The 23,495-nt window shown below is 73.5% G+C and carries 22 protein-coding genes and 1 pseudogene; 22 read left to right on the forward strand and 1 reads right to left on the reverse strand.

The genetic code is table 11. The features are described from left to right. Positions 1 to 352 precede the first annotated feature (352 nt). The 6 genes from ASD16_RS09065 to ASD16_RS09090 are packed head-to-tail and all read left to right on the forward strand — an operon-like array spanning position 353 to position 4,422. A complete protein-coding gene (locus tag ASD16_RS09065; protein ID WP_055916046.1) occupies positions 353 to 1,111 on the forward strand; it encodes a hypothetical protein in 759 nt (252 codons plus the stop codon). After that, positions 1,108 to 1,968 carry an orotidine-5'-phosphate decarboxylase gene (gene pyrF / locus ASD16_RS09070; protein ID WP_055916048.1) on the forward strand — a complete coding sequence of 287 codons (861 nt, stop codon included), beginning with the start codon at positions 1,108 to 1,110 and terminating at the stop codon, positions 1,966 to 1,968. The genes ASD16_RS09065 and pyrF overlap by 4 nt, the downstream gene beginning before the upstream one ends. Continuing rightward, complete coding sequence (gene tmk, locus ASD16_RS09075; protein WP_055916051.1) at positions 1,965 to 2,585, forward strand: dTMP kinase; 621 nt, start codon at positions 1,965 to 1,967, stop codon at positions 2,583 to 2,585. The genes pyrF and tmk overlap by 4 nt, the downstream gene beginning before the upstream one ends. Beyond that, on the forward strand, positions 2,582 to 3,274 hold the full coding sequence (locus ASD16_RS09080) for an SDR family NAD(P)-dependent oxidoreductase (protein WP_055916053.1): 693 nt from the start codon (positions 2,582 to 2,584) through the stop codon (positions 3,272 to 3,274). Before tmk ends, ASD16_RS09080 begins: the two co-directional genes overlap by 4 nt. Continuing rightward, complete coding sequence (ribA, locus tag ASD16_RS09085) at positions 3,271 to 3,900, forward strand: GTP cyclohydrolase II (protein WP_055916055.1); 630 nt, start codon at positions 3,271 to 3,273, stop codon at positions 3,898 to 3,900. Before ASD16_RS09080 ends, ribA begins: the two co-directional genes overlap by 4 nt. Before the next feature lie 45 nt (positions 3,901 to 3,945). Further along, positions 3,946 to 4,422 (forward strand): CYTH domain-containing protein, encoded by a 477-nt coding sequence (locus tag ASD16_RS09090; protein WP_055916057.1) that lies wholly within the window; start codon positions 3,946 to 3,948, stop codon positions 4,420 to 4,422. Between the two features lie 16 nt (positions 4,423 to 4,438). Here the strand turns inward: ASD16_RS09090 and ASD16_RS09095 are convergent, their stop codons facing one another. Beyond that, positions 4,439 to 5,236, reverse strand: a complete 798-nt coding sequence (locus ASD16_RS09095; protein WP_055916060.1) for a class I SAM-dependent methyltransferase — start codon at positions 5,234 to 5,236, stop codon at positions 4,439 to 4,441. 316 nt (positions 5,237 to 5,552) lie between these two features. On the opposite strand from ASD16_RS09095, the gene ASD16_RS09100 reads away from it, so the two are divergent. The 16 genes and pseudogenes from ASD16_RS09100 to ASD16_RS22450 all read left to right on the forward strand — a co-directional run. Beyond that, positions 5,553 to 8,051 carry a PEP/pyruvate-binding domain-containing protein gene (locus tag ASD16_RS09100; RefSeq protein ID WP_055918177.1) on the forward strand — a complete coding sequence of 833 codons (2,499 nt, stop codon included), beginning with the start codon at positions 5,553 to 5,555 and terminating at the stop codon, positions 8,049 to 8,051. Next, positions 8,048 to 9,262 (forward strand): hypothetical protein, encoded by a 1,215-nt coding sequence (locus tag ASD16_RS09105; RefSeq protein ID WP_055916062.1) that lies wholly within the window; start codon positions 8,048 to 8,050, stop codon positions 9,260 to 9,262. Before ASD16_RS09100 ends, ASD16_RS09105 begins: the two co-directional genes overlap by 4 nt. Further along, complete coding sequence (locus ASD16_RS09110) at positions 9,259 to 10,041, forward strand: HAD hydrolase-like protein (RefSeq protein ID WP_055916064.1); 783 nt, start codon at positions 9,259 to 9,261, stop codon at positions 10,039 to 10,041. Before ASD16_RS09105 ends, ASD16_RS09110 begins: the two co-directional genes overlap by 4 nt. After that, positions 10,038 to 11,738, forward strand: coding sequence for an alkaline phosphatase family protein (locus ASD16_RS09115; protein ID WP_055916067.1), 1,701 nt, complete (start codon positions 10,038 to 10,040; stop codon positions 11,736 to 11,738). The genes ASD16_RS09110 and ASD16_RS09115 overlap by 4 nt, the downstream gene beginning before the upstream one ends. Beyond that, positions 11,725 to 12,873, forward strand: coding sequence for a hypothetical protein (locus ASD16_RS09120; protein WP_200942917.1), 1,149 nt, complete (start codon positions 11,725 to 11,727; stop codon positions 12,871 to 12,873). Before ASD16_RS09115 ends, ASD16_RS09120 begins: the two co-directional genes overlap by 14 nt. Before the next feature lie 11 nt (positions 12,874 to 12,884). Continuing rightward, positions 12,885 to 13,460 carry a hypothetical protein gene (locus ASD16_RS09125; protein WP_200942918.1) on the forward strand — a complete coding sequence of 192 codons (576 nt, stop codon included), beginning with the start codon at positions 12,885 to 12,887 and terminating at the stop codon, positions 13,458 to 13,460. Further along, positions 13,457 to 14,086, forward strand: a complete 630-nt coding sequence (locus ASD16_RS09130) for a deoxycytidine deaminase (RefSeq protein ID WP_200942919.1) — start codon at positions 13,457 to 13,459, stop codon at positions 14,084 to 14,086. The genes ASD16_RS09125 and ASD16_RS09130 overlap by 4 nt, the downstream gene beginning before the upstream one ends. Beyond that, on the forward strand, positions 14,083 to 14,847 hold the full coding sequence (locus tag ASD16_RS09135) for a metallophosphoesterase (RefSeq protein WP_055916073.1): 765 nt from the start codon (positions 14,083 to 14,085) through the stop codon (positions 14,845 to 14,847). The genes ASD16_RS09130 and ASD16_RS09135 overlap by 4 nt, the downstream gene beginning before the upstream one ends. 109 nt (positions 14,848 to 14,956) lie before the next feature. Continuing rightward, entirely contained in the window at positions 14,957 to 16,516 is a 1,560-nt protein-coding gene (locus ASD16_RS09140) for a nucleotidyltransferase family protein (RefSeq protein WP_157453866.1), read from the forward strand. After that, positions 16,513 to 17,775, forward strand: coding sequence for a glycosyltransferase family 2 protein (locus tag ASD16_RS09145; RefSeq protein WP_157453867.1), 1,263 nt, complete (start codon positions 16,513 to 16,515; stop codon positions 17,773 to 17,775). The genes ASD16_RS09140 and ASD16_RS09145 overlap by 4 nt, the downstream gene beginning before the upstream one ends. Continuing rightward, positions 17,772 to 18,725: a hypothetical protein gene (locus ASD16_RS09150; RefSeq protein WP_157453868.1), complete on the forward strand. Its 954-nt coding sequence runs from the start codon at positions 17,772 to 17,774 to the stop codon at positions 18,723 to 18,725. The genes ASD16_RS09145 and ASD16_RS09150 overlap by 4 nt, the downstream gene beginning before the upstream one ends. Beyond that, a complete protein-coding gene (locus tag ASD16_RS09155; protein WP_055916080.1) occupies positions 18,722 to 19,459 on the forward strand; it encodes a HisA/HisF-related TIM barrel protein in 738 nt (245 codons plus the stop codon). The genes ASD16_RS09150 and ASD16_RS09155 overlap by 4 nt, the downstream gene beginning before the upstream one ends. Beyond that, positions 19,456 to 20,220 (forward strand): HAD family phosphatase, encoded by a 765-nt coding sequence (locus tag ASD16_RS09160; protein WP_055916083.1) that lies wholly within the window; start codon positions 19,456 to 19,458, stop codon positions 20,218 to 20,220. Before ASD16_RS09155 ends, ASD16_RS09160 begins: the two co-directional genes overlap by 4 nt. Continuing rightward, positions 20,217 to 20,489, forward strand: a complete 273-nt coding sequence (locus tag ASD16_RS09165) for a MoaD/ThiS family protein (protein ID WP_055916085.1) — start codon at positions 20,217 to 20,219, stop codon at positions 20,487 to 20,489. Before ASD16_RS09160 ends, ASD16_RS09165 begins: the two co-directional genes overlap by 4 nt. A gap of 5 nt (positions 20,490 to 20,494) precedes the next feature. Beyond that, positions 20,495 to 21,655 carry a molybdopterin-synthase adenylyltransferase MoeB gene (gene moeB, locus ASD16_RS09170; protein WP_157453869.1) on the forward strand — a complete coding sequence of 387 codons (1,161 nt, stop codon included), beginning with the start codon at positions 20,495 to 20,497 and terminating at the stop codon, positions 21,653 to 21,655. A 1,160-nt stretch (positions 21,656 to 22,815) separates the two neighbouring features. Continuing rightward, positions 22,816 to 23,460: pseudogene (locus tag ASD16_RS22450) on the forward strand (ATP-binding cassette domain-containing protein); the annotation flags it as partial. Between the last annotated feature and the right edge of the window lie 35 nt (positions 23,461 to 23,495).

Consider the following 23,495-nt stretch of genomic DNA (forward strand, 5'->3'; position numbering starts at 1 on the left):
AGTCCTCCGCGGCCCGCGGGTGACGGTGTCCGTCTCACGATACGGATGCGGATCTCCGGCGGTCGAGGGTGCGCGACGGAGCGCCCGCGCCGGGGCGCCGAGCACGACCGACATCCGCGCGAACGTCGAGATCCGGACGTATCGGGCGCGGTCCCGAAGCGCGCTCGCGCTGCCCTGACAGAGCCGGCAGCTGCCGCCCCCACGCTGCACGAGCGCGTGACCTGCACGGTCGCGCTTCCCTGGTCGGTCCGCCACCGGTAAGTTCTCGCGGCGGCGATGAAGCCCGCCCGAGCCGATGCCGACTCCCGGCACCGCGAGAGCTGTGAATCCTCCACGACCGAAGGGGCACCGCGTGCCGACGGAACTTCGCACCAGGGCCGGTCTCGGCACCGCACAGTCCGCGTTCGACGACCTGCGGGCGCAGCTCGCGGTGGCGACGGCGACGTCCGGCGACGGCGACTCCCTTGCGCAGACCGGACGCCTGCTGGCCGACGCGTTCGCGGACCCGCGCAACGGTGCCGCGATCCTCGGCTCCTGGGCCGACGCGATAGACGCCGGTGTCGAGCTCGACCGCGGCCGGTCCCAGATGCACAACAACGGGTTCTCGAAGATCTCGCTCGCCCGGTTCGGCGCGTGGAACCTCCGGCTGCACGTCTGGCCCGCGGGGCGCGGCGATGCGCGGATCCACGACCACCGGTGGTCCTTCGCGTCGATCGCGGTCGACGGGGCGCTCGACGTCATGAACTACACGCCCGACCACGACGCCACGGGCGAGGGCCGGCACACGTATCGCCTCTACGACGCCACGGGCGCCGGCGAGAAGCGGCTCGAGCGTGTCGAGGACGCGGTCCTGCGCCCCACGAGCGCCTACCGGATCGCCGCGGGCGCGTTCCACGTGCTCGACTACCGGGACCCGCACGTCGTCTGGAACACCACCTCGACGGACGCGGTCACGCTGATGCTGTCCGGTCCGGCACGGCGTGAGTACTCGCACTCGTACGGTGCTCGGGACGTGACCGAGGTCCTCCCCGCGCCCGCGGTCGTCGACGATGGGAGCGCGACCACGCAGGTACGCGCCCTCGCAGCGAGGCTCGACGGGAGGGTCTCATGAGCACCGTGGTCCCCTTCGGCCGGCGGCTGCACGACGCGATCGAGCGGACGGGGCGGCTCTGCGTCGGCATCGACCCCACGTCGAAGGACCTCGCCGCGTGGGGGCTGCCCGACGACGCGCGGGGTGCCGCACGTCTCGCGGCCACGATCGTGGAGGCGTCGGCCGGCCGGGTGCCGATCGTCAAGCCGCAGTCGGCGTACTTCGAGCGGTTCGGCCCGGGCGGAATCGACGCGCTCGCGCAGACGATCGGACTCGCGCACGAGGCCGGTCTCCTGGTCCTGCTGGATGCCAAGCGCGGCGACATCGGCTCCACGAACGCGGCGTACGCGGAGGCGTACCTGCGGGTCGGGGCGCCGCTGGCGGTGGACGCGATCACGGTGTCGCCGATCGCGGGCGTCGGGTCGCTCGACCCGTTCGTCCACGTCGCGCGCGAGGAAGGCGCCGGGCTGTTCGTGCTGGCCAGGACGTCGAACCCGGAGGCGCACCAGCTCCAGTCGTCCCGGGACCAGGACGGCCGGACGGTCGCGCAGAACGTCCTGGAGTGGCTGCGCGTCCAGAACGGCGACGAGGAGATCGGGTCGTTCGGGTGCGTCTTCGGCGCCACCGTGGAGGACAGCCGGGAGTGGCTCGACGGTCTCGACGCCTTCGTCCTGGCTCCTGGCGTCGGCGTCCAGGGGGCGACGCCCGACGACCTCGCGCGGCGCTTCCCGAACGGCCGCCTCGTGCTGCCGACGACGTCCCGCGCGATCGCGGCGGCCGGGCCGTCGGTCGACGCGGTGGCGGAGGCCGTCGCCTCGATGGCGGCGGCGTGCACCGACGCGCTGCGCGGCGCGGTCGACGAGGAGGTGTCCCGATGACCCGCGGCAAGCTCGTCGCGGTCTGCGGCATCGACGGGTCGGGGAAGACGACCCAGATCGAGCGTGCGGTCGACCACCTGCGGTCGCTGGACCACGAGGTCCTGGCGACGCGGCAGCCGACGGACCGGTACCGCCAGGATCCGACCGTGCGCGCAGCCCTGGACCTGCAGCTCGACTTCCGCGAGATCGCCCCCGAGCTGGCGCTGTTCGCTGCGTTCGACCGCTTGCGGCACCTGCGCGAGGTCGTCGTCCCGGCACTCGACGCCGGGACGTGGGTCGTCACGGACCGCTACGTCTACTCGAGCTACGCCTACTTCCTGAGCCGGGGGATCGCTGACGTCGAGTGGCTCGCTGCCCTGAACCGGCACGCGCCACGACCCGATCTCACGATCGTCGTGGACGTCCCCCCGGAGCTCGCTGCGGCGCGGATCATCCGGCGGGACGGCTCCTCACGAAAGCGCGAGGAGCTCGACCTGGAGCGGATGACCGCCGTCCGGGCCGCGTTCCGGGACCAGCCGTGGGGCGGTCACGCCAGCTACCACCTCGTCGACGGCACGGAGCCTGCGGACATCGTCTGGCAGTCGGTGCAGAAGCTGCTGGACGGGCTCTCGGCATGAGCTCCGCGCTCGTCCTGGGGGCGAACGGCGGCGTCGGGCGCGAGGTCGTCGCCCAGCTGACGGCGGCGGGCTGCGCCCAGGTGGTGACGGCGGACCGCACCGGTGACGTCGACCACCGGGTCGACGTCGCCGACTCGACGGAGGGGTCCGGCTACTCCCGGTGGCTCGCCGGGCTGGACCGAGGAGAGCCCGTGCCGGACCTCCTCGTCTGGTCCGTGGGCGTCTACCCGCGCGTCCCGCCGCACGCGTACGGCGCCGGCGAGCTCCGGGCGGTGCTCGACTCGAACCTCACCGGCTTCCTGATGTTCGTCGGAGCACTGACGCGCGCGCAACGTCGCGACCAGCGGCAGCGTCGGTTGGTCGTGGTGGGGAGCCAGGCCGCCGCGACGGGGGGCACGGACGCGGTGTACGCGGCGTCGAAGGCCGGGCTGACCGCGGCGATGAAGTCGCTCGCCCGGGAGTACTCGTCGCTGCGACTGATCGCGAACTGCGTCAGCCCGGGTCCCACGGACACGCCGATGGCGGCGGTGATGGGCGACCGGCGCGCGCACTACGAGAAGACGATCCCCTTGGGGCGCTTCAACCGCGCGGCGGAGGTGGCGCAGGTCGTCGTCTGGCTGCTCACGCAGGCGCCTGAGGCCGTCCTGGGTGCGGTCATCGACATCGACGGTGGGCTGGTGCGGCGATGAGCGTCCGGATCCTCGAGCGGACGGGCCCGATCCGTCTGCGCAACGAGATCGGCGAGTTCACGCTCGAAGCGTTCATCGTCGCCGAGGGCCGCGCGATCGACACGCACCTCACGCTGACGTACGGGCAGCTCGGCGACACTGTCCCCGTGCGGATCAACTCCGCCTGCCTGACCAGCGAGGTGTTCGGCGACGACCGGTGCGACTGCGCGTGGCAGCTGGAGGAGACGCTGCGCCGGATCGTCGACGCCGGTTCGGGCGTGATCCTCTACCACCCGAACCAGGAGGGCCGAGGGATCGGCCTGTTCCGCAAGATCCAGTCCTACCAGCTGATGAGCGAAGGTCTCACGACCAACGAGGCGTTCGCCGCGCTGGGCGAGCCCACCGACGCGCGGACGTACGGTCCGGCGGCGAGCATCCTGCTCGAGCTCGGCATCCGTCGGGTCAGGCTCATCAGCAACAATCCCGAGAAGGCGAACGCGCTGCACGACGCCGGCATCGAGGTCGTCGAGGTCGACGACGTCATCGGCTCGCACAACCCGCAGTGGCGGGGGTACCTCCTCAGCAAGGCGCAGGACTTCGGCCACACCATCTCGTTGCCGGTCCACGCGAGCACGATCGGTTCCTAGGGGCTCCGCGCCACGGTGCGCACCGACCGACACGAGGAGGGTCCAGTGCAGGAGATCGAGCGGAAGTTCCTGCTCGCGTCGGTTCCGGCCGGGGTGCGCGAGTGGGTGCCGATCCGGCAGGGCTACCTGGCCGTCGGCACCGATGCCGCGGTCCGGGTCCGCCAGCACGGCGACCGCTGCTGGCTGACCTGCAAGCGCGGCGTCGGGATGGTCCGGGACGAGTGGGAGGTGGAGCTCACGGCCGACCAGTGGGAGACGCTGTGGCCTGCGACGACGACGGCGCGCGTCGAGAAGAGCCGCGGTCACCTGGCGGTCGACGATGCCATCGCGGTCGTCGACGTGTTCCACGGCGACCTCGCCGGGCTGGTCCTGGCGGAGGTCGAGTTCCGGACGGAGCAGGACGCCCGCGCCTTCGTGCCGCCGGCGTGGATGGCTCACGACGTCACGGACGACCCGCGGTACGGGAACCGGTCGCTGGCCGTGGCCGGTCTCCCGGCCCCCGGCGGGGAGACCCGAGAGTGACGGCGGTCCGGCCCGGTCAGACGGCTCTGCCCACGACGACGTAAGAGGCCGCGCTGCCCTCGGCCAGGGCCGTCGTCCGCGTGCGTCCGTGATCCGTCGAGAACCACTCGACCTCGAACCCGCACGTCCGCAGCAGGGCCGCGATCTCTGCCGGGGACACGAAGCGGCGGGACGACTCGAAGGTGAACCTCTCGCCGTCGTGCTCGTACGTCTGCGTCCGCTCCTCGACGAGCCCGGACATCCTGCGCCGGTCGTGCCTCGTGAGGAGAGGCTCCTCCTGCACGACCACGTCCCGCTGCTCCCACACGTCGACGCCCACCGCCAGCGTCTTCGGCCAGAACAGGTCGAGCACGACGACACCGCCGGGGGTCGTCGCGCGCCGGACGTTCCGGAGCATCGCGACCTGGTCGCTCTCGCTCAGGACGTAGTTGAACGTGAACCAGGAGAGGATGCACAGGTCGAAGGTCGACGTGAAGGGCGCCCTGCAGAAGTCGTGCTGGACCAGGCTGACGCGGTCCCGCGCCGACGAGGGGATCTTGCTCTCGAACACCTGCAGCATCTTCGGGCTGATGTCGACGCCGATGACCGTACGCCCCGCGTCGAGGAGCGGGAGCGCGACCCGGCCCGTCCCGCAGCCCAGGTCGAGCGTCACGCCCGCGCCGTCCGACAGCTCCAGGTAGAGGGGCAGGTCCGCGCGTCCGGTGGCCGCGCACACGTCGTAGAACTCGGAGTACTTGTCATAGAGGGACTCGACGTCGTCGTACGTCGGGAGCGGCGTCTCGGCCGCTCCGACCGTCGTCTGCGCAGTGCTCATCTCTCGTCTCCGTGGGCTCGCCGAGCGTCGGTTCCGACAATCGATCGCGGAGCCTACAGGCCTGTCGACCTCGGCGAACGGCCTTTCGGCACACCGGTGTGGAGGCCCGTCGGACCTGTCCGGTCCGTCCGCATGGTCGGTTTTGCGCCGCGTCACGGCGAGCCGCTACTGTTCCGACGCTCCGCAGGGACAACAGGTCGGTCACCACTGTGACGACCGCTGTGACTGGGAGCGACATCGTCGGCGCGACCACGTGCAGACGTCCGACCGCGACGACGCGGGCGCCCCGGCGCCGCGCCTCAGGGGGTGGCCACCGATGATCCTGACCGGACCCGAGATCGAGCGCGAGCGCGCCGACGGGCGGATCACGATCGAGCCGTTCACCCCCGAGCAGGTGAACCCCAACAGCTACAACTTCCGGCTCGGCCGGACGCTGCGGGTGTACCGCGACGGCGTGCTGGACGCGCGGGCCGAGAACCGGTACGACGAGATCGAGATCCCGGACGACGGCTACGTGCTCGAACCGGGCCACCTGTACCTCGCGCACACGGTCGAGGTGCTCGGCAGCGAGCACTACGCACCGACGTTCGCGGCGCGCTCGTCCGTCGCGCGGCTGGGCGTCTTCATCAACCTCTCCGCGAGCCTCGGTGACATCGGCTACTGCGGCCAGTGGACGCTGCAGCTGTACTCGCTGAACCGGGTGCGGGTGTACCCCGGCCTGAACATCGGCCAGATGATGTGGTGGCGCCCGCAGGGCGACGTCGCGCTGTACGCCGGCAAGTACCAGGGCTCGACCGGCCCGCGCTCGAGCGACCTGCACGTCGACTTCGAGAAGCAGATCGCCCGCCAGCGCCTGCCCCACCTGCGTGCGAGCGTCGACGTCCAGGAGGTCGGCCCGAAGTTCGCGGCGTTGTCCGCCGCGGCGTGCACCGCGAGCGTCCCGGAGGCGTTCTGCATCCCGGCCGGCGAGCTCGAGCAGTCGCTCGACCCGTCGACTCGTGCGGCGCTCGCGGAGGCGTTCGACGACCTCCAGGCGACCGTCGGGGCGTTCTTCGGCGAGAGCACGGCACGCATCGAGCAGATCGCCGAGCAGGTCGTGATGAGCGACGAGCTCGCGCGGCTCGTGCGCTGGCGGGTGCGCGAGCTCGTCGCCGGCAGGCCCGGCCTACGGCTCGCCGTCCGCAGCTCGGGCATCGCCGAGGACACCGCCGGGTCGAGCCTCGCGGGGGTGCACGACTCGGTGCTCGGCGTCACGCAGGACGACGTGGTCGCCGCGGTCGAGCGGTGCTGGCGCTCGGTGTACGCACCCAGCGCCATCGCGGCGCGGCTGCGAGCCGGTGACCTGGACTGGACGCCACGCCTCGCCGTGTTCGTCCAGCGGCAGGTGGAACCGGTCGTCGCCGGTGTCGCCTTCACCGGGCAGGACGGCGTCGAGGTCGTCGTCGAGTACGTCGAAGGACTCGCGGACGTCCTCGTCTCGGGGGTGACGGTGCCCGTCATGGTCACCTCCGTCCAGCTCGCCGCGGACCAGGAGGGCGACCAGGTCCAGCACCGTGGCACCCTCACCGACGTCGTGGCGCTCGCCCGGGACCTGCACGAGCGGCACGGCCGTCCAGTCGACGTCGAGTGGGCCGCCGACGCCGACGGCGTCCACCTCGTCCAGGTCCGCCCCCAGACGTCGACCGCGACCGTGACGGACAGCGCGACGCCGTGGTTCGAGGCGCACGATCTCTACACCGAGGACCTCTCCCCGGGGTTCACCCTCGGCGAGGTCGCGGGCGTCTACGGCAGCTATGTCGGCAAGCGCGCGCCGGCCTACCGGTTGGCCGTGGCGACCGGCGTCGCGGTGGGCCGCGGTTGGGTGTGCCGGCTGAACGGCAAGGCCCTCGCCGACGACGACACCGTCGCCCGGCTGCGCTCGCTGGTCGACGGCGGTCCGGCGGACGAGTGCGTGCTGGACCTCGGCGAACACGTCCGGCAGATCGTCGTGCCGAAGGAGCGGCTGGTCGAGCACCTCACCGAGTTCGTCGGCGGCCCGTCGGGCACCGCGCTGCGCTCGTTCGTGATGCGCGACTTCCTGCGCGGTGAGCTGGGGATGATCAGCCGGCTCGCCGGCGACGGCATCGTCGTGGAGTTCACCGCAGACGGTCTGATGGCGCTGAACCGGGGGACGGCGGGTGCGCGGGCCCTCACCGTGCCGAACCGGGCCGACCTTGCGGCCGGCCCCGTGATGTCCGTCGACGAGGGCGGCGAGGCGCTCGTCCCCCACCTCGACGAGATCGTCCGCCTCACCGAGGCCATGCGGGACGTCCACGGCGAGGTGACCCTCGAGTGGGTCCTCGTGGGCGGACGGCCCCACTTCGTCGACTACTCGGCGCTCGGTCAGGACGTCGTGACCATGGATGCGTCGGGCATCGTGCAGATCTCGCCCGGGACCGCACGGGGTCCGCTGCTGCGCCTGCGGGACGACGCCCTGCTCGCCCGTCTGTCGGTGGGCCCGGCGGTGAGCATCGACAAGGCGACCGCGGTGGTCGAGCACGACGGGCTGCGCGCGATCATCGCCCGCGTCGCGGCGCTGCCCGACGCGCCGATCGTCCACGCCAGCCGGCCGTACGCGGTCCTGTCCGTCCTCATCGGCCACGTCGCGGGCTTCGTGTTCGACCAGGGCTCGACGCTGGGGCACCTGCCGATCCTGCTGCGCGAGGCGGGCGTGCCCGCCGTGGCGGTCGCGGACCTGGACCTGGCGGACGGCACCGAGGTGGTCGTCAGCGACGGCACCCTGACGACTCTCGTCGCGGCGGGAGCACGCGCATGAGCACCGCGACGTGGCTGGTCGTGGGGGGCATCCACCTCCTCAACGGGACCGCCCCCCTCCGGCCGGACGAGCCGGTCGTCACCGTCCGGATCGAGTCCGGAGCCACTCCCACCTGGGGTGACAACACGGTCGTGCTCCGCTGGGACACCCTCGGGACGGTCGAGCTCACCGCTCGCCCGGCCGGGGACGCGCCGGCGTCACGGCTCCGGGCGACCGGCAGCACCCTGTTCGACCGGATGCGTCCCGGCGCCGAGCTGCGCGCCCTGGGCGGCACCGCCGCAGGCGCCCTCGTGCCTCTGTTCCTGGTGCACGCGGTCACGGACGCCGACGCGACGCGGGTGCACGTGTACTCGCAGATCCGGTTCCTCGCCGAGGACGCGTGCTTCATCCGGACGACGTCCGAGCCGCTGGTCGTCGGGGACCCGCAGGAGCTCGCGTGGCTCCCCGAGGCCGTGCGGCTGCACGCGCGTGACGCGCTCTTCCTCAACAACCACCAGCGCTCCTACCGGCGGTGCTTCCACGGCATGGAGCTCGAGCACAAGTACACGCTCGACCCGCCGACCGCCGACATCTGGACGCTGACCTGCGACCTCCTCGACGCGGTGCGCGACGGTGACCTCCCCGGCCACGTCCTGGAGTACCACGACGAGTTCCAGGCGTGGGACTACCTCAACCACCTGTACCGGGTCGAGGCGCCGGAGGACGACCGCGGCTACGTCTCGTTCATCCCCACCACGGACGGCAAGAACCTCGTCAAGCGCAAGTGGTTCGCCGCCGACGCGTTCTCGCGCCGCGAGGAGCACACGTACGGCGTGGAGCTGACCGACGCCGGCTTCGACGACTACGTCGCCGGCCACCTCGGCGTGACGGCCACCCGGCTCCCGTCGTTCCGGCGGGCGCGGTACGACGTGAACTTCGAGAGCCTGCGCACCGGCCACGTGTACGGGATCTTCTTCGACACGGTCACCCTCGTGGCTGACCCGGAGGTGCGCATGCAGCAGTGCGAGCTCGAGTACCTGCGCAGCCGGACGGTGCTCGAACCGGACGCCGACGCGGTGCTCGACGAGATGAGCGCGCTGGCGGCGTGGCTCGAGGGCTTCCTGCGTGCGCACGGTGTGAGCGACACGCAGGGCTGCTACTCGAAGCTGAGCTTCCTGACCGACAGCGTCGCGGCGCAGCCGCACCTCGCGGTCCAGGTGGGTGCGCGATGAGGGCGCTCGACGGGACGCGCGCCGTCCTCATGGACCTCGAGGGCACGCTGTACGCGGCCGGGCAGAGCCTGCCGGGTGCGGCCGACGCGATCACGGCCCTGCGCACCAGCGGCATCGCCGTCCGGTTCCTCACCAACATCGACTCGCGCACGCCGCACGAGATCGCCCTCGAGCTCGTCGGCCTGGGCCTGCCGGTCCAGGCCGAGCACCTCTCGACGCCGGTGACGGCGGCTGCGGAGGTGATCGCTCGCTCGCCCGGAGCGCGGGTGCTCGCGCTGATGTCGCCGGCGCTCGCCGCGAACCTGCCGTCCGTCGTGGCCGAGCCGCCGTACACGCACGTGGTCGTCGGCGACTGCCGCGAGGTCCTGGACTACGCCCTCCTGGACGCGGCCTTCCGTGCCGTCCGGTCCGGTGCCGAGCTCGTCGCGCTGCAGCGAGGAAAGTACTTCAAGCGTCCGGACGGCGACCACGTCGACACCGGGGCGATCGTCGCCGCCGTGGAGTACGCCGCGGACGTGACGGCGCGCGTCGTCGGCAAGCCGTCGGTCGAGTACTTCCAGGCGGCGGCCGTGTCCGCCGGGGTCGACCTCGCGGCGTGCCTGGTGATCGGCGACGACGCGACGACCGACATCGCGGGCGGGCGTGCGGCCGGTGCCGTGACCGTCCAGGTCCGCACGGGCAAGTTCGCCGACCAGTCGCGCACGGGTGCGGGCGAGCAGGCGGACGTCACGCTCGACTCGGTCGCCGACCTGCCAGCCCTGCTCGTGGGGCGCTCGTGACGGTCCTGTGGGTCGTCTGGGACGCCGCGGCGGCCTGGGTCGTCGACCGGCTGGTCGACGAGGGAGCGCTCCCAGCCGTGAGCGGGCTGCGCGCCCGTGGGGTCCGCGCGGCGGCCCGACCCCCGCAGCCGAACTGCCAGACCGCGCCCTCGCTGGCCACGCTGTTCACGGGCACCTGGACCGACGAGCACGGCATCAGCGGGTTCACCGTGCCGTCCCCGCGCCCCGCCGCCGTCGACGACCGCAGCTCCGGCTTCCAGCCGGGGCTGCTCGCCCGGCCGCCCGTCTGGCGCACGCTCGGTGAGCGCGGCGTCTCGGCGAGCTTCGTGCACGTGCCGTGGGTCGTGGACGAGGAAGGTGCCGTGCCGGACTACGTCCACGCGGCGGTCGAGGCGTACAGCGACCGGGTGGTTCGGTGCGCGCTGCTCGCGCTGACGGACGGCGAAGCGTGGTCGTGGCCGGTCCGCGAGCACACGGTCGAGGTCGGGCGCCGCGGGGACGACGTCGTGATCACCACCGGCTGCGACGAGCACGTGCTCGCCGCCGACCGGTCGTGGACGCCCATCCGCCTCCCGGAGCGGACCGGCTTCTGGGTGTCGCGTGTCCGCACGGCCGACGGCGGCGAGGCTCTCGTGCGCACGGGGAGCTGGCGGCCGCGGGCGGCCGGGTCGGACCGGGCGGCGGTCGCGCTCCTCGAGGACGCCGAGGTGTTCGCCGGCGAGGGTGTCGGCTCCCTGTACCGGGCGGGCGCCTTCGGGCCGCGGCTCGTGGACGGGGGCGACGGCGAGGCCGAGGGCACGTTCCTCGGCTCCCTGTCCTGCGTCGCGGCGTCGTTCAGGTCCGCGGTGCGCGCCGTCCTCGCCGCCCCCCTGCCGGACCTCGTCGTGGTGTACCTGCCGCTCACGGACGATGTCGGCCACGAGCTCCTGGGCTGGTGCGACACCCGGAGCGCGGCGTACCGCGCGGACGTCGCCCCGCAGGTCTGGGACGTCGTCCGGCGCTGCTACGCGTGGGCCGACGAGGTGATCGGGGACGTCCTCGACGCGGCCGACCTCGACGCCGGGGACACCGTGCTGCTGACCGCCGACCACGGGATCGTCGGCAGCGCCTGGCTGGTGCACCCCAACACGGTGCTCGTCGGGTGCGGCCTCGCGGCGGCCGGGGTGGACGGGACGGTCGACGCAGCGTCGTCGTCGGTCCTCTACCACCCGGCCGGCAACGGCGCCCTCGTGGTCAACACCGACGACCGGCTGCACGGCCGCGTCCCGGCCACGGCGGCAGGGGACGTGCTCCGTACCGCGATGCACGCCCTCCTCGCACTGCGTGCTCCGGCGGGCGGACCGGAGCCTGTCGTGCGCGGGTTCGTCGGCGAGCTCGGCGAGCCGCTCGACCCCCGCGACGTCGAGGACACGCGCGACGTCGCCTACCTCGTGCTTGCCGACGACTACCAGCCGAGCGCCGCGCACCACCCGGGGCAGGCCGTGCGGCCGATGCTCAAGAGCGCCTCCCACGTGGTCAACACCGGGGACTCCCGGCTGCACGCGACGTTCGCGGCCGCCGGCCCCGGGATCCCGGCGGACACGGACTGGGGCACCGTGCCCAACACGCTCCCGGCCCACCTCGTCACCACGGCGCTCACCGCGGACCCGGTCGCACCCGGCCTGGCCCTCGGGGAGCCGGTGGGTGGTCGGCGATGACACCCGCAGCGCACCTGTCCTGGACCCGACGCACGAAAGGCACCCCGTGATCGAGTACCTGTCGTTCCTGAGCACGGTCGTCCGGCTCGACGTCGACGAGGACGCGCTCCCCGCGCTCGCCGAGGTCCGCCGGTTCTTCCGGCACTCCCTCTCGCCCCACGCCGACCAGGAGCCGACGTTCGTCGTCACCGTCGCGAGCTACGTGCCGGAGCGTGACGTGCCGGCCGAGGTCTGGGCCGGCGAGCGCGTCGACATCCGGCGCAGCACGGCACCGGCGTTCACGTTCGACGCGCACCTCGTCGACCACGGCCGCCGCCGCACCTACATCAACCGCCGCACCTGGCTCGACACCCCCCGGGACGCGCGGACCGATCCCCGCTTCGCGCTGCGGGTGGCCGAGGGCTGCACGATCCAGGTGGTCGACTTCCTGCGTGACCTCGTGATCCGCAACGAGGAGTCGTCCGGCACGGTGATCCTGCACGCCTCGGGCGCGACGGACGGCACGACGGTCGTCGCGGTGACCGGTCCGAAGGGGGCCGGCAAGACCACGACCCTGCTGTCGATGCTCCGCCGGCCCGGCTGGTCCTACTTCACCGGCGACAAGCTGTTCTGCCGGCTCACGGACGACGGCGTGGACGTGTACCCGTGGCGCGACTACCCGCACGTGGGCGTCGGGACGATCCTCGCCGACGAGCGCCTGGCGGACCTCGTCCGCAGCCAGGTGGACCCCGGGCTCGACGACCGGCCCGCCACGGACAAGCTGCTGCTCGACCCGGACCTCTTCGAGGGCTGGCTGGGCTCGGAGTTCTCCGCACGACCCGGCCGGCTGGGTGCCCTGCTGCTGCCGCGCGTCCAGCCGGGGCGGGCGTTGCGGACCACGCCCGTCGACGACGCGAACGAGCGGTGGGCCGCGTTGCAGCGGTCCATCGAGAGGCAGGCGGACACGTCGTTCTTCACCTGGCAGTCGTACCTGGTGCCGGACTACACCCGCTTCTTCGCGTCCCTCGCGCAGCTGCACGAGGCGCTGCGCGACGTGCCCGTCCTGCGCGTCGAGGGCACGCTCGACGTGGATCCGGCCGCTGTGCTCACCGCGGGCGACGAGGGCCGGCTCGTCGCGCACGGGACGTCGGTGTGATGGGCGCGGGCGTGACCGTGGATCCGGTCGCCGACGTCGAGCGCGGGCAGCTGCGCATCGCGGTCATCGGTCTGGCCGGTTCGGGCAAGTCGACCTTCGCGGGCGTCGTGGCCGAGCTCGCGCACGAGCGGGGGCTCCGGTGCGCCCGGCTGGGCCTCGCCGCTCCGCTGTACGCCCTGCAGGAACGCGTCTACGAGGCCGCGCGGACGCCGCTGCGGGAGGGCGCCCAGGACCAGGTCCTGATGGAGACGCTCGCCCGCGCCCTGCGTCGGATCAGCCCGACCTCGCTCGTGGACCACTTCCTCGACCGCCTGGGGGCCGTCGAGGCGGACGTCGTCGTCAACGACGACCTGCGGGACCCGCACGTCGACGCCGTCCGGCTGGCCGCGCAGGGCTTCCGGGTCGTCCGGGTCCGTGCGACCGAGCCCGTGCGCGCCGCCCGCCTCTCGGGCCGGGGGGACCTCACCCGCTCGGACCGGTCGACGGACGAGCTCGACCGGATCGTCCCGGACGCGGTGATCGACAACGACGGCGACCTCGACGCCTTCCGTGCGGCGGTCCGGGCGCTCGTCGGGAGCTGGCTGTGATCCTCACGGGCGCCGACATCGCACGCGAGGTCCGCGCCGGCATCATCGAGATCGGCGAGTTCGATCCGGCGCGGCTCGAGCCCAACAGCTACGGGTTCCGGCTCGCACCCGAGCTCGTCCGCTACGAGACGGACGCCATCGACTGCTACGCGCCGCCGGTCACGGTGCGCGAGCACATCGGCGCCGAGGGCTACGTGCTCGAGCCGGGCCGGTTCTACCTCGGCAGCACGATGGAGGCGATGGGCAGCGCCCGCTACGTCGCCACGCTCCACGCCAGCCGCTCCGTCTCGACGCTCGGGATGTGGATCCAGTTCTCCGCGCCGCTCGGACACTGCGGCAGCGTCTTCCCCTGGACTCTCGAGATCGCCGTCGCGCAGCCGCTGCGGGTCTACCCGGGGATGCTCGTCGGCAAGCTGGCGTTCTGGGCGATGCAGGGCGAGCCCCTCCAGTACCGCGGCAAGTACACCGGCTCGACCTCGACCGTGGCGTCCCGGCTCGGCGCCGAGGGCCCCGCCGTGCCGCGGGTGCACGGGCCCGTCGCGCTCCGGACCCGTCGGCACGGGTCGCGCCCGGCTGCGCCCGGGCTGACGCGCACCGGCCCGACCGACGCGCAGGGCCTGTCGTGAGCGCCGTCGTCCTGGGACACCTCAGCGACCTGCATCTCGACGGCGGCGCGGCGGCGCGCGACCGCGTCGAGGCTGCCGTGGCGCACCTCGCGAGGATGGCGGCCGGGTTCACCGCCGTCCTGGTGACCGGTGACGTGAGCGACCGAGGTGCGGCGGAGGACTACGAGACCGCCGGGGCGCTCCTGTCGTCGCTCCCGGTGCCGGTCCTGCTCGTCCCGGGCAACCACGACGACCGGGCCGCGTTCGCCTCCGGTCTCCTCGGCCGCGACGGGCACGTCCCGGGCGCCCCGGTCGACCAGGTGGTGGTGGCGGGTGCCGTGCGCTTCGTCCTGCTCGACTCGACGGTCCCGGGCGAGCCGTGGGGCCGGCTCGCGCCGGAGAGCCTGGCGCTCCTCGCCGAGGCGGCGTCCACCGCGGACGGGCTCCCGACGGTCGTCGCGTTCCACCACCCGCCCGTGGCGCTGGGCATCCCCGAGATCGACGCGATCCGGCTGCGCGACGCCGACGAGCTCGCCTCCGTCGTCCGCGCGCACGAGCGGATCGTCGCGGTGCTCTGCGGGCACGCGCACACGGCGGCGGCGGCGACGTTCGCCGGGCGCCCGCTGCGGGTCGCGCCCGGCGTCCGGTCGACCGCGGCGCTGCCGGGAGAGCCGTCGGTCGGCGCCATGGTGCCCGGCGCACCGCCCGCCGCCGCGGTTCACGTGCTGCGGGACGGCGACCTCGTCACCCACGTCCGCGCCTTCTCGGGGTTCCCGTCGTGACCGGGGGCGGACCGCGTGCAGGACGACCACCGATACCGCGTGACCCGCGGGCGAGCCGCACGTGCGACCGCCCGCCGCACCATCCGACCGTGACGACCTGGAGGACCCGATGACCCCGTTCCAGACGATCCGACGTGCGCTCGTGTGGGCCGCCGGCGGACCGACGGCGCCCGACCTGTCCGACGTCCCGCAGGGCGAGCTCCTCGCCGCCGTCCGGCAGCACCGGCTCGAGGCCCGTCTGCTCGCCCGCGCGCGCCGCGAGAACGTCCCGCTGCCTGCAGGGCTCGAGGACCGGCTGGCCGACGCGCACGCCACGATCGTCGACGGGGTGCACGCGCAGCTGCGGCTGTTCACGACGGTGCGCGACGCGATCGTCGACGTGGAGCGCGGGCCGGGACTGGTCCCGATCAAGGGATTCGGTCTGTACGCGCTCACGAACGACCTCGAGCACCTCTCGCGGAGCGCGGACATCGACGTGCTCGGTGCCGACCCGAAGGGTGTCGCCGCCGCCGTCGAGGCCACGGGTGGAGCGGGCTACCACTTCCACGGCGAGGAGCACCCGTACGTGTTCGCCCACATGGACGCGCTCGAGGTGCACAGCCGCTACATCGTGACGGGCATCGACGCCGCCCTGCGCGCCGACGACGTCGACGTCCGTCGCCGCACCGGCAGGCTCGCGCTGGCGACGCCGTTCTCCATCACGTCGATCACGTACGACGACCTCGTGGACCAGCTCGCACCGGGCACCGGGCCCGCGGAGGGCATCGACGTGCTCCGTCCGGAGATCGCGGTGCTCATCCGGTGCGCGCACGTGTACGTCGGGTACGCCATGGAGGCCCAGCCGCTCCCGTGGGCGACGGTCCGCCTCGAGGAGCTCGCTCAGATGCGCGACTACCTGGCGCTCGACTCGTTCGACGCCGCGCGGTTCCGCGAGCTGCACGAGCGCTACGACGCCGGGCTCGTCACCGACTTCGCGCGGCGGCTGCACCTCGACCTCTTCGGGGCCGACCCGTTCGACGCGGTCCTGGGCGGCGCACCGGTCCGCGACTGGTTCCCGCACAACCTGTGGTGGGACGGCATCGGGGCCGGGTTCGCCGTCGACCTTCCGTGGGACGTCGAGAACCTCGTCGGGTGCGCGGAGGACTTCGGCGACCTCGCCACGGTCCTCGGGGCGTCGCCCGTGGTCCTGCCGGAGGGGGGTCGGGTGACGGTCTCCCTGCTCGACGACGAGGCCGACGACCACGCAGAACGGTACGTGTCCCACGGGTACGGCGGGGGTCTCGGTCCTGTCCGCCTCGAGCTCGAGGAGACGGCCGCCGGCCTGCGCGCGACGGTCCGCATGCCCCCGGTCGCCGACAGCCAGATGGCCGCCATCGGGTGGGCGACGGGCAACTTCCGGTACGAGCTGTTCTACCGTCCGCTCGACGGCAGCCACGACTTCAGCGACTACTCGACCACCCCGTCGTTGCTCCCGCCGGTGGTCCGCTCCTGCGAGCACGACGAGCACGGGGTGACGCTCGACGTCGAGCTGCCGTGGCCTGCGCTCGGGCTCAGTGCCGCTCCGGGGTCGGCGGACCGGCTCCCGCTCACCTTGCGCGCCAGGGTGCAGGAGCGCCCCTGGGACGACGTCGTGGGCGGCGTCGTGCTGCCGCTGGAGCTGTGTCGATGAGCGCATCGCCCGACCTCGGGTGCTGGCCGACGGCCGAGCGCGACGACGCGATCCTGAGCAGCGTCCTGCTCGTGGCCGACCCGCACGCCCAGGAGGCGGCGGCCGACTACTGGGACATGTCGCGCAGCGCTCACCTCGCGGTGGTCGCTGCCGTGCGCGCGCTGGACGACGCGGACGTGGCCGGCGCGCTCGACGACGTGCTCGCCGAGCCGTCCGAGCCGTCCCGGCTCGCTGAGCTCGCGCGTCTCGTCGCCCGGGGGTCGGCGGCCGGTGACCCGGCGTGGGATCGCGTCGGCCGCGTCGCGCTGCAGGCGGACGCGCTCGGGCGGCTGGCCGCGCACCTGGGCCCGGAGCACCGGCCCGGCGGTCCGGTGATCACGGCGGAGGACCTGCTGGCGCTGACGTCGCTCGCGCCCGCGCGTCCGCCGGCGCCGGCGAGCGCGCCGGTGTGCGTCGTGATCCCCTTCCGGGACCGCACCCCGACGCGCTCGCGCCTGCGCAACCTCCTCGCGTGCGTCCGCGCGCTGCAGGACCAGAGCGCCGACCGCGCGGCGTACCGGGTGGTCGTCGTCGAGGCGGACACGGAGCCGCGATGGGCTCGCGAGATCTCGGCCGTGGCCGACGACTACCTGCACCTGCCCGCGTCGGGGCACTTCAACAAGGCGTGGGCGGTCAACGTCGGCGTCGTCCAGCGCGCGACCGGCGCGGAGCTGCTGTGCGTGCTGGACGGGGACGTCCTCGTGGATCGCGACTTCGTCGCGCGCAACGTCGCACGGTTCGGCGTCCGGGGTGTGCAGGCGCACCTGCCCTACCGCGACGCGCTGTGTCTCGACGAGGCGTCGTCGAGCCACGCGATCGCCGCGCGCGTCCTGGAGGGCCGGTCCGAGAGCCCGCTCGCCGAGCTGCGGGGCGTCGTGCTCAGGCGCCCCCCGGGGCACTGCGTGTGGGTGCGGCGCGGCCTGTTCGAGCGCGTCGGGGGGTTCGACGAACGGTTCGAGGGCTGGGGCGGCGAGGACCTCGACCTGGTGTTCCGGCTCGACGTGGTGGGTGCCGTGGACCGGTACCCCGACCCCCTGCTCCACCTGTTCCACGACCGCCCGCAGACCCAGGAGAACGGCCGGCGCTTCTACGCCGGGCGGCGCCTGCTGTCCTGGAACCCGGTGGGACCGGTGGGCCAGCTCGATGCGCCGGCCACGTCGCACGACGACGACCTCGCCGGGCTCATCGAGCACGTCGACGACGTCCCGGCGTCGACGTGAGAGCGGTGCTGTGTCTCGACCCGCGCACGCCGTTCGACCGGATCGAGGAGGTGACCCGCGCGGCACGGCTCGACGGTGTGGTCGTGGGCATGGACGCGGCGGACGACGACGACCTGTGCGCCCGCCTCGCGGACAGCGCGCTGCGCGTGATCGTCAACGTGCCGCTGCTGCACTCCCCGGAGGTGCTGGCGGAGCATCCGGAGCTCTACGCGGTGACGAGCACCGGCCGCCGTGCCGCCGTGGACTGGCTGCACATGGCCTGCCCGAGCTCGGAGCGGTTCTGGGAGCTCCAGTCGGCACGGATCGCCGACCGGGTCGCGCGGCTGGAGCCCGACCTGGTGTCGCTCGACTTCGCCCGGGGCTTCGTGCGGTGGGAGACGGTGCCGCCGGGAGCGGTCGCCGCGGACATCGAGCACGGCTGCTGCTGCGCTCGGTGCGTAGGCGACCGGCCGTACGGGCTGGCTGAGCTCGCGCGTCGTCGCACCGACCTCGTGACGGCCCGCGTCGCGCAGGCGGCGGACCTGGTCCGGAGCGTGCACCCCGGCGTGCCGGTCGCGGTGAAGGTGGTGCCGTGGCTGGCGGCCGACCACGAGGGTGCCCGCGCGTGGGCGTGCGGGCAGGACCCGGCCCGGCTGGCCCCGCTGGTGGACGTCCTGATGCCGATGTCGTACACCGCGATGATCGGCCGCCCCGCCCAGCACGTCCGCGACGTGCACGACGAGCTGAGCGGCGCGACCGGCCTCCCGGTCATGCCCTGGCTCCAGGCCGCGCACGCCGACGAGCCGGGCGACCTGCCGCTCGACGTCGTCGCCCAGATGCTCGCCGCGGTGGAGCAGGACGCAGAGCACGGCTACTGCGTCTTCCACCTCGACGGCATCGCCCACCGACCCGAGCTCCTCGCACTCCTCGCCGAGGGCTCACCGATGTCCGACCTGAAGGAGATGCTGTGACTGACCTCGAGCTCGACGTGTTCGGACCGGAGCCGTGGCTGCAGATCGGTGAGCGCGCGTTCCGCTCCCGCCTGCTCCTGGGCGTCGAGCAGTACACCGAGCCGGCGCTCGTGCGCGACGTCCTGGACGGCAGCGGCGCCGACGTGTTCATCACGACGTACGACCTGGAGCGCACGCGCAGCAGCCTGCTGCTGTCGGACCTGGACCGCGAGCTCGACCTCGACCGGTTCATCTGGATCGGCACGACGTCGTTCGCGCACTCGGCGGCGGACGCCGTGGCGACCGCCCGGCAGCTGCGCACCGCCCTGGGCCTCGACATCATCAAGCTCGACGTGCGGGACACGACGAACATGCCGGACGCCGAGGCGACGATCCTGGCCGCCAAGGAGCTCCTCGCGGACGGGTTCAGCCTGCTGCCGTTCATCCTCCCGGAGGTCGAGACCGCCCGGGTGCTCGAGGGCATGGGCTGCTCGGCGCTGCGTCTGATGGCCGCACCGGTCGCCAGCTACCGCGGGATCGTGGACGCCGAGCCGCTGCGCGCCTGCATGGACGCCGTCGAGATCCCGACGGTCGTGGAGGGCGGGATCGGCAGCCCCGCCGACGTGACGCGTGCCTTCGAGCTCGGCGCCGACGCGGTGCTGGTCAACACGCTCGTGGCCCGTGCCGCGAGTCCCGAGCGGATGGCACGGGCGGTGCGTCACGCCGCGCTCGCCGGAGGGCTCGTCCGGGCATGACGACCGACGCAGGCGTGCGGTGCTCGGCGGTGCTCCTCGACGTCGACGGCGTCCTGGTGACCACCGAGGGTGCCGTGCTCGAGCTGTGGGCCGAGGTCTGCGCACGCCGGGGCCGCGCGGCGCCGGGCGAGGAGTCGTCGACCCACATCGTCGGGTGCAGCCCGGAGCACACGGTGCGCCACCTCTTCCCGGAGGCGGACGCGGCCGGGGTCGAGGAGGTCCTCGCGATCGTGCGGACGCTCGAGCCCGGGCTGCGGTCGGCACCGGTGCCGGGCGCGGCCGACCTCGTGCGAGGGCTGCACGCCGCGGGGGTGCCGGTCGCCCTCGTGACCGGCGCCTCGCGGGAGCGGCTGGCCGCGGTGGTCGGGGCGCTCGGCCTGCACGACGAGGTCACCGCCACGGTGACCTGGGGCGAGACGCGCGGCAAGCCGAGCCCGGACCCCTACGTGCTCGCCGCGCGGCGGCTCGGGCTGGACGCGGCCGACTGCGTCGTCGTCGAGGACGCGCCGGCCGGCGTGACGAGCGCGGTCACCGCCGGCGCGACGTGCATCGGTCTCGCCCCGCCGGCGTCCGCGGAGCGGTCCGCGCTCGAGCAGGCGGGGGCCGCCGCCGTCGTCGGCACGGTGCTCGACCTGCGGGTGAGCGCGAGCGCCCCGGCGCCCGGCACGACCGCGTACGCCGTCCGGCTCGGCGAGCACGCGTACCTCACAGCCGGGGCGAACGACCCCGCACAGTCCGCACCACGAGAGGAACCTTCATGACCGCGACCATGCTGCTGCCCGCCGTCCTGGCCGGACGGGCCGGTGGCGCCCGGACCCTGCACGTCACCGGTGCGACGATCGCCGAGGTGCTCGAGCACGTCGGTGCCGAGCACGCGGACCTCGTCGAGGTGATCCGCGGGCGCGAGGGCCTCTCGCGCTACGTGAACGTGTACGTCAACGAGGTCGACGTGCGCGGCTCCGGGGGTCTCGACACGCCGGTCGCGGCCGGCGACGAGATCGCCGTCATCCCTGCCGTGGCGGGGGGCTGAGCGCCGTGACGACGACCACCGCTCCCCGCGTCGTCGTACCCGGGCCGCTCGTCGAGCCGACGCACGACCTCAGCCGGGAGGAGATCGCCCGGTACAGCCGCCACCTGCTCCTGCCCGAGGTGGGCCTCGAGGGGCAGCGCCGGCTGAAGTCCGCACGCATCCTCGTCGTCGGCGCCGGCGGCCTCGGCGCGCCGATCCTGACGTACCTGGCTGCGGCAGGTGTCGGCACGCTCGGGGTGGTCGACGACGACGTCGTGGACGCCTCCAACCTGCAGCGGCAGGTCCTGTTCGGCTCGGACGACCTGGGCCGGCCGAAGGTCGAGGTGACCGCCGAGCGGCTCGCGACCATCAACCCGCACGTCGAGGTAGTCGCGCACCCCGTCCGCGTGGACGCCACGAACGCGCTCGACCTGTTCGCCGGCTACGACCTCGTCCTCGACGGAGCCGACAACTTCGCGACCCGCTACCTGGTCAACGACGCGTGCGTCCTGCTCGGCCTGCCGTACGTGTGGGGGTCGGTGTTCCGCTTCGAAGGGCAGGTCAGCCTCTTCTGGGAACGGTACGGGCCGCAGTACCGCGACCTGTACAGCGAGCCGCCGCCCGCCGGCCTGGTGCCGTCCTGCGCCGAGGGTGGGGTCCTCGGCTCGTTGTGCGCGATGATCGGCGCGACGATGGCGAGCGAGGCCCTCAAGCTCGTCGTGGGCGCGGGCGACCCGCTGGTGGGGCGCCTGCTGGTCCTCGACGCGCTGAGCATGCGGTGGCGCAGCTTCCCGATCGCCCGCCAGCCGGGCACCCTGCGCGTCGGCTCGCTCGACGAGTGGGACTACGTCGCCCGGTGCGACCTCCCCCAGGCCGCGCCCGGTGCGGACGACCAGATCACGCCCGCCGAGCTCCGCCGCCGGCTCGACGAGCCCGACGGAGCGCGCCGGTTCGCGCTCGTCGACGTGCGCGAGCCGTTCGAGCACGAGCTCGGCGCGATCCCGGGCAGCATCCTGCTTCCCCGGGCCCAGGTGACGACGCCCGAGGGAGTCGCGCTGCTCAGCGAGTTCGACGACGTCGTCCTCTACTGCAAGTCCGGGGCGCGCTCGCAGGCGTGCCTCGCCCGTCTGCGGGACGCCGGTCATCCGGGCGTCCGCAGCCTCGCTGGAGGGATCGACGCATGGTGATGTCCTGGTACAAGACGGCGGTGGTGCCTCGGGTCGACACGGCACGGCTCCTCCCGACGGGCGGGGCAGGGCTCGTCCTGGCGCTGACGCTGCTCAACGTCGTCCTCGGGCTGCTCCCCGTCGTGTTCGTCCTCGCCACGAGCGCCGTGGTCGGTCACGTCCCGCTCGCGGTCCAGGGCGGCGTCGGCTCGGACGCGTGGGACGCGCTGGTGCGTTACTTCCTCGTCGCCGCGGCGGCGTTCGGCGGCCAGCAGCTGCTCACGCCCGCGCAGACGGCTCTCGGCATGCGGCTGAAGCGTCGGGTCAACGGGCGGCTCCGCGACCGCATGCTCGCGAGCACGCTCCGCTCGACCGGCATCGGGCCGATGGAGGACCAGGCCACGCTCGACGCACTGAGCGAGGCGACCCGCCAGATGGACTCCGACACCATCACCCCGGGCGACGCGTGCGCCGGCCAGCTCGCGCTGATCGCGCGGTACGTGCGCCTCGCCGGCTTCGCGCTCGTCGTCGCCGTCGTGTCGACGTGGTGGGCCGCCGCCGCGCTCGTCGTCGCGACCCTGGTGTTCCGCTACGGGCAGCGGGGCGGTCTGCGGAAGTACTCCACGGCGTGGTCGACGGTCGTGGGCGTCCGCCGCCGGGCGGAGTACCTGCGCGACGTGTCGATGGGTGCCGGCGCCGCGAAGGAGATGCGCGTGTTCGGCCTCGCCGGCTGGTTCGCCGACCGGTACGAGGAGTCGACGCGCGAGATGCTCGCCCCCGTCACCGCGCGCCGCCGACGGATCTACCTGCGTCCCTACCTGGTGTACACGTCGGTGGGCCTCGCCATCGCGGCCGGCGTCCTCGTCGTGATCGCGCGGCTCGCCGTGTCCGGTGACATCGACCTCACGGGTCTGACGCTGGGACTGCAGTCCGTCGTCGCGGCGCTCCTGCTCGGCGAGTACTACCCCGAGGCCGACGTCGCGACGCAGTACGGGATGCAGCAGATGTCGGCGCTGCGCGAGTTCGAGACGCGCATCGACGACGCGCAGGAGGCCGCGCCGCCGCACGGCCGGACGGCCGTCCCGGACGGCAGCACCACGCTGCGGTTCGAGGGGGTGGACTTCCGGTACCCGGGCAGCTCGCGGGTCGTGCTCGACGGACTGGACCTCGAGCTCACCGCGGGCCGGAGCACCGCGCTCGTCGGCATCAACGGTGCCGGCAAGACCACGCTGGTGAAGCTGCTCACGCGCCTGCACGAGCCCACGGCGGGCAGGATCACGTGCGACGGCGTCGACCTGACCGAGATCGACGTCGCGCTGTGGCGGCGCGAGGTCTCGGTGATCTTCCAGGACTTCGTGCGGTACGAGCTCACCGCGCTCGACAACATCGCGCTCGGTGCCGCGCACGTGCCGGTACGTCGGGAGGCGGTGCGCGAGGCAGCACGACGCGCCGGGATCCTCGACGTCCTGGAGCGGTTGCCGCTCGGGCTCGACACGCCGCTGTCCCGCGCGTACGAGGGAGGTGCGGACCTCTCCGGGGGTCAGTGGCAGCGGGTCGCGATCGCGCGCGCCCTGTACGCGCTGGACGCGGGCGCCCGGGTCCTCGTGCTCGACGAGCCCACCTCGGCGCTCGACGTCCGCGCCGAGGCGGCGTTCTTCGACCAGTTCGTCGAGCTGACGCGGGGCGTGACGTCCCTGCTGATCTCGCACCGGTTCTCGAGCGTGCGCCGCGCCGACACGATCGTCGTCGTGGACGGCGGGCGGGTCGTCGAACAGGGCTCGCACGACGAGCTGCTGGCCGCGGACGGCCACTACGCGCGACTGTTCCGGCTCCAGGCGGAACGCTTCGAGGCCGGGCTGGA

This window comes from Cellulomonas sp. Root485 (assembly GCF_001426705.1).
Classification (GTDB): domain Bacteria; phylum Actinomycetota; class Actinomycetes; order Actinomycetales; family Cellulomonadaceae; genus Cellulomonas.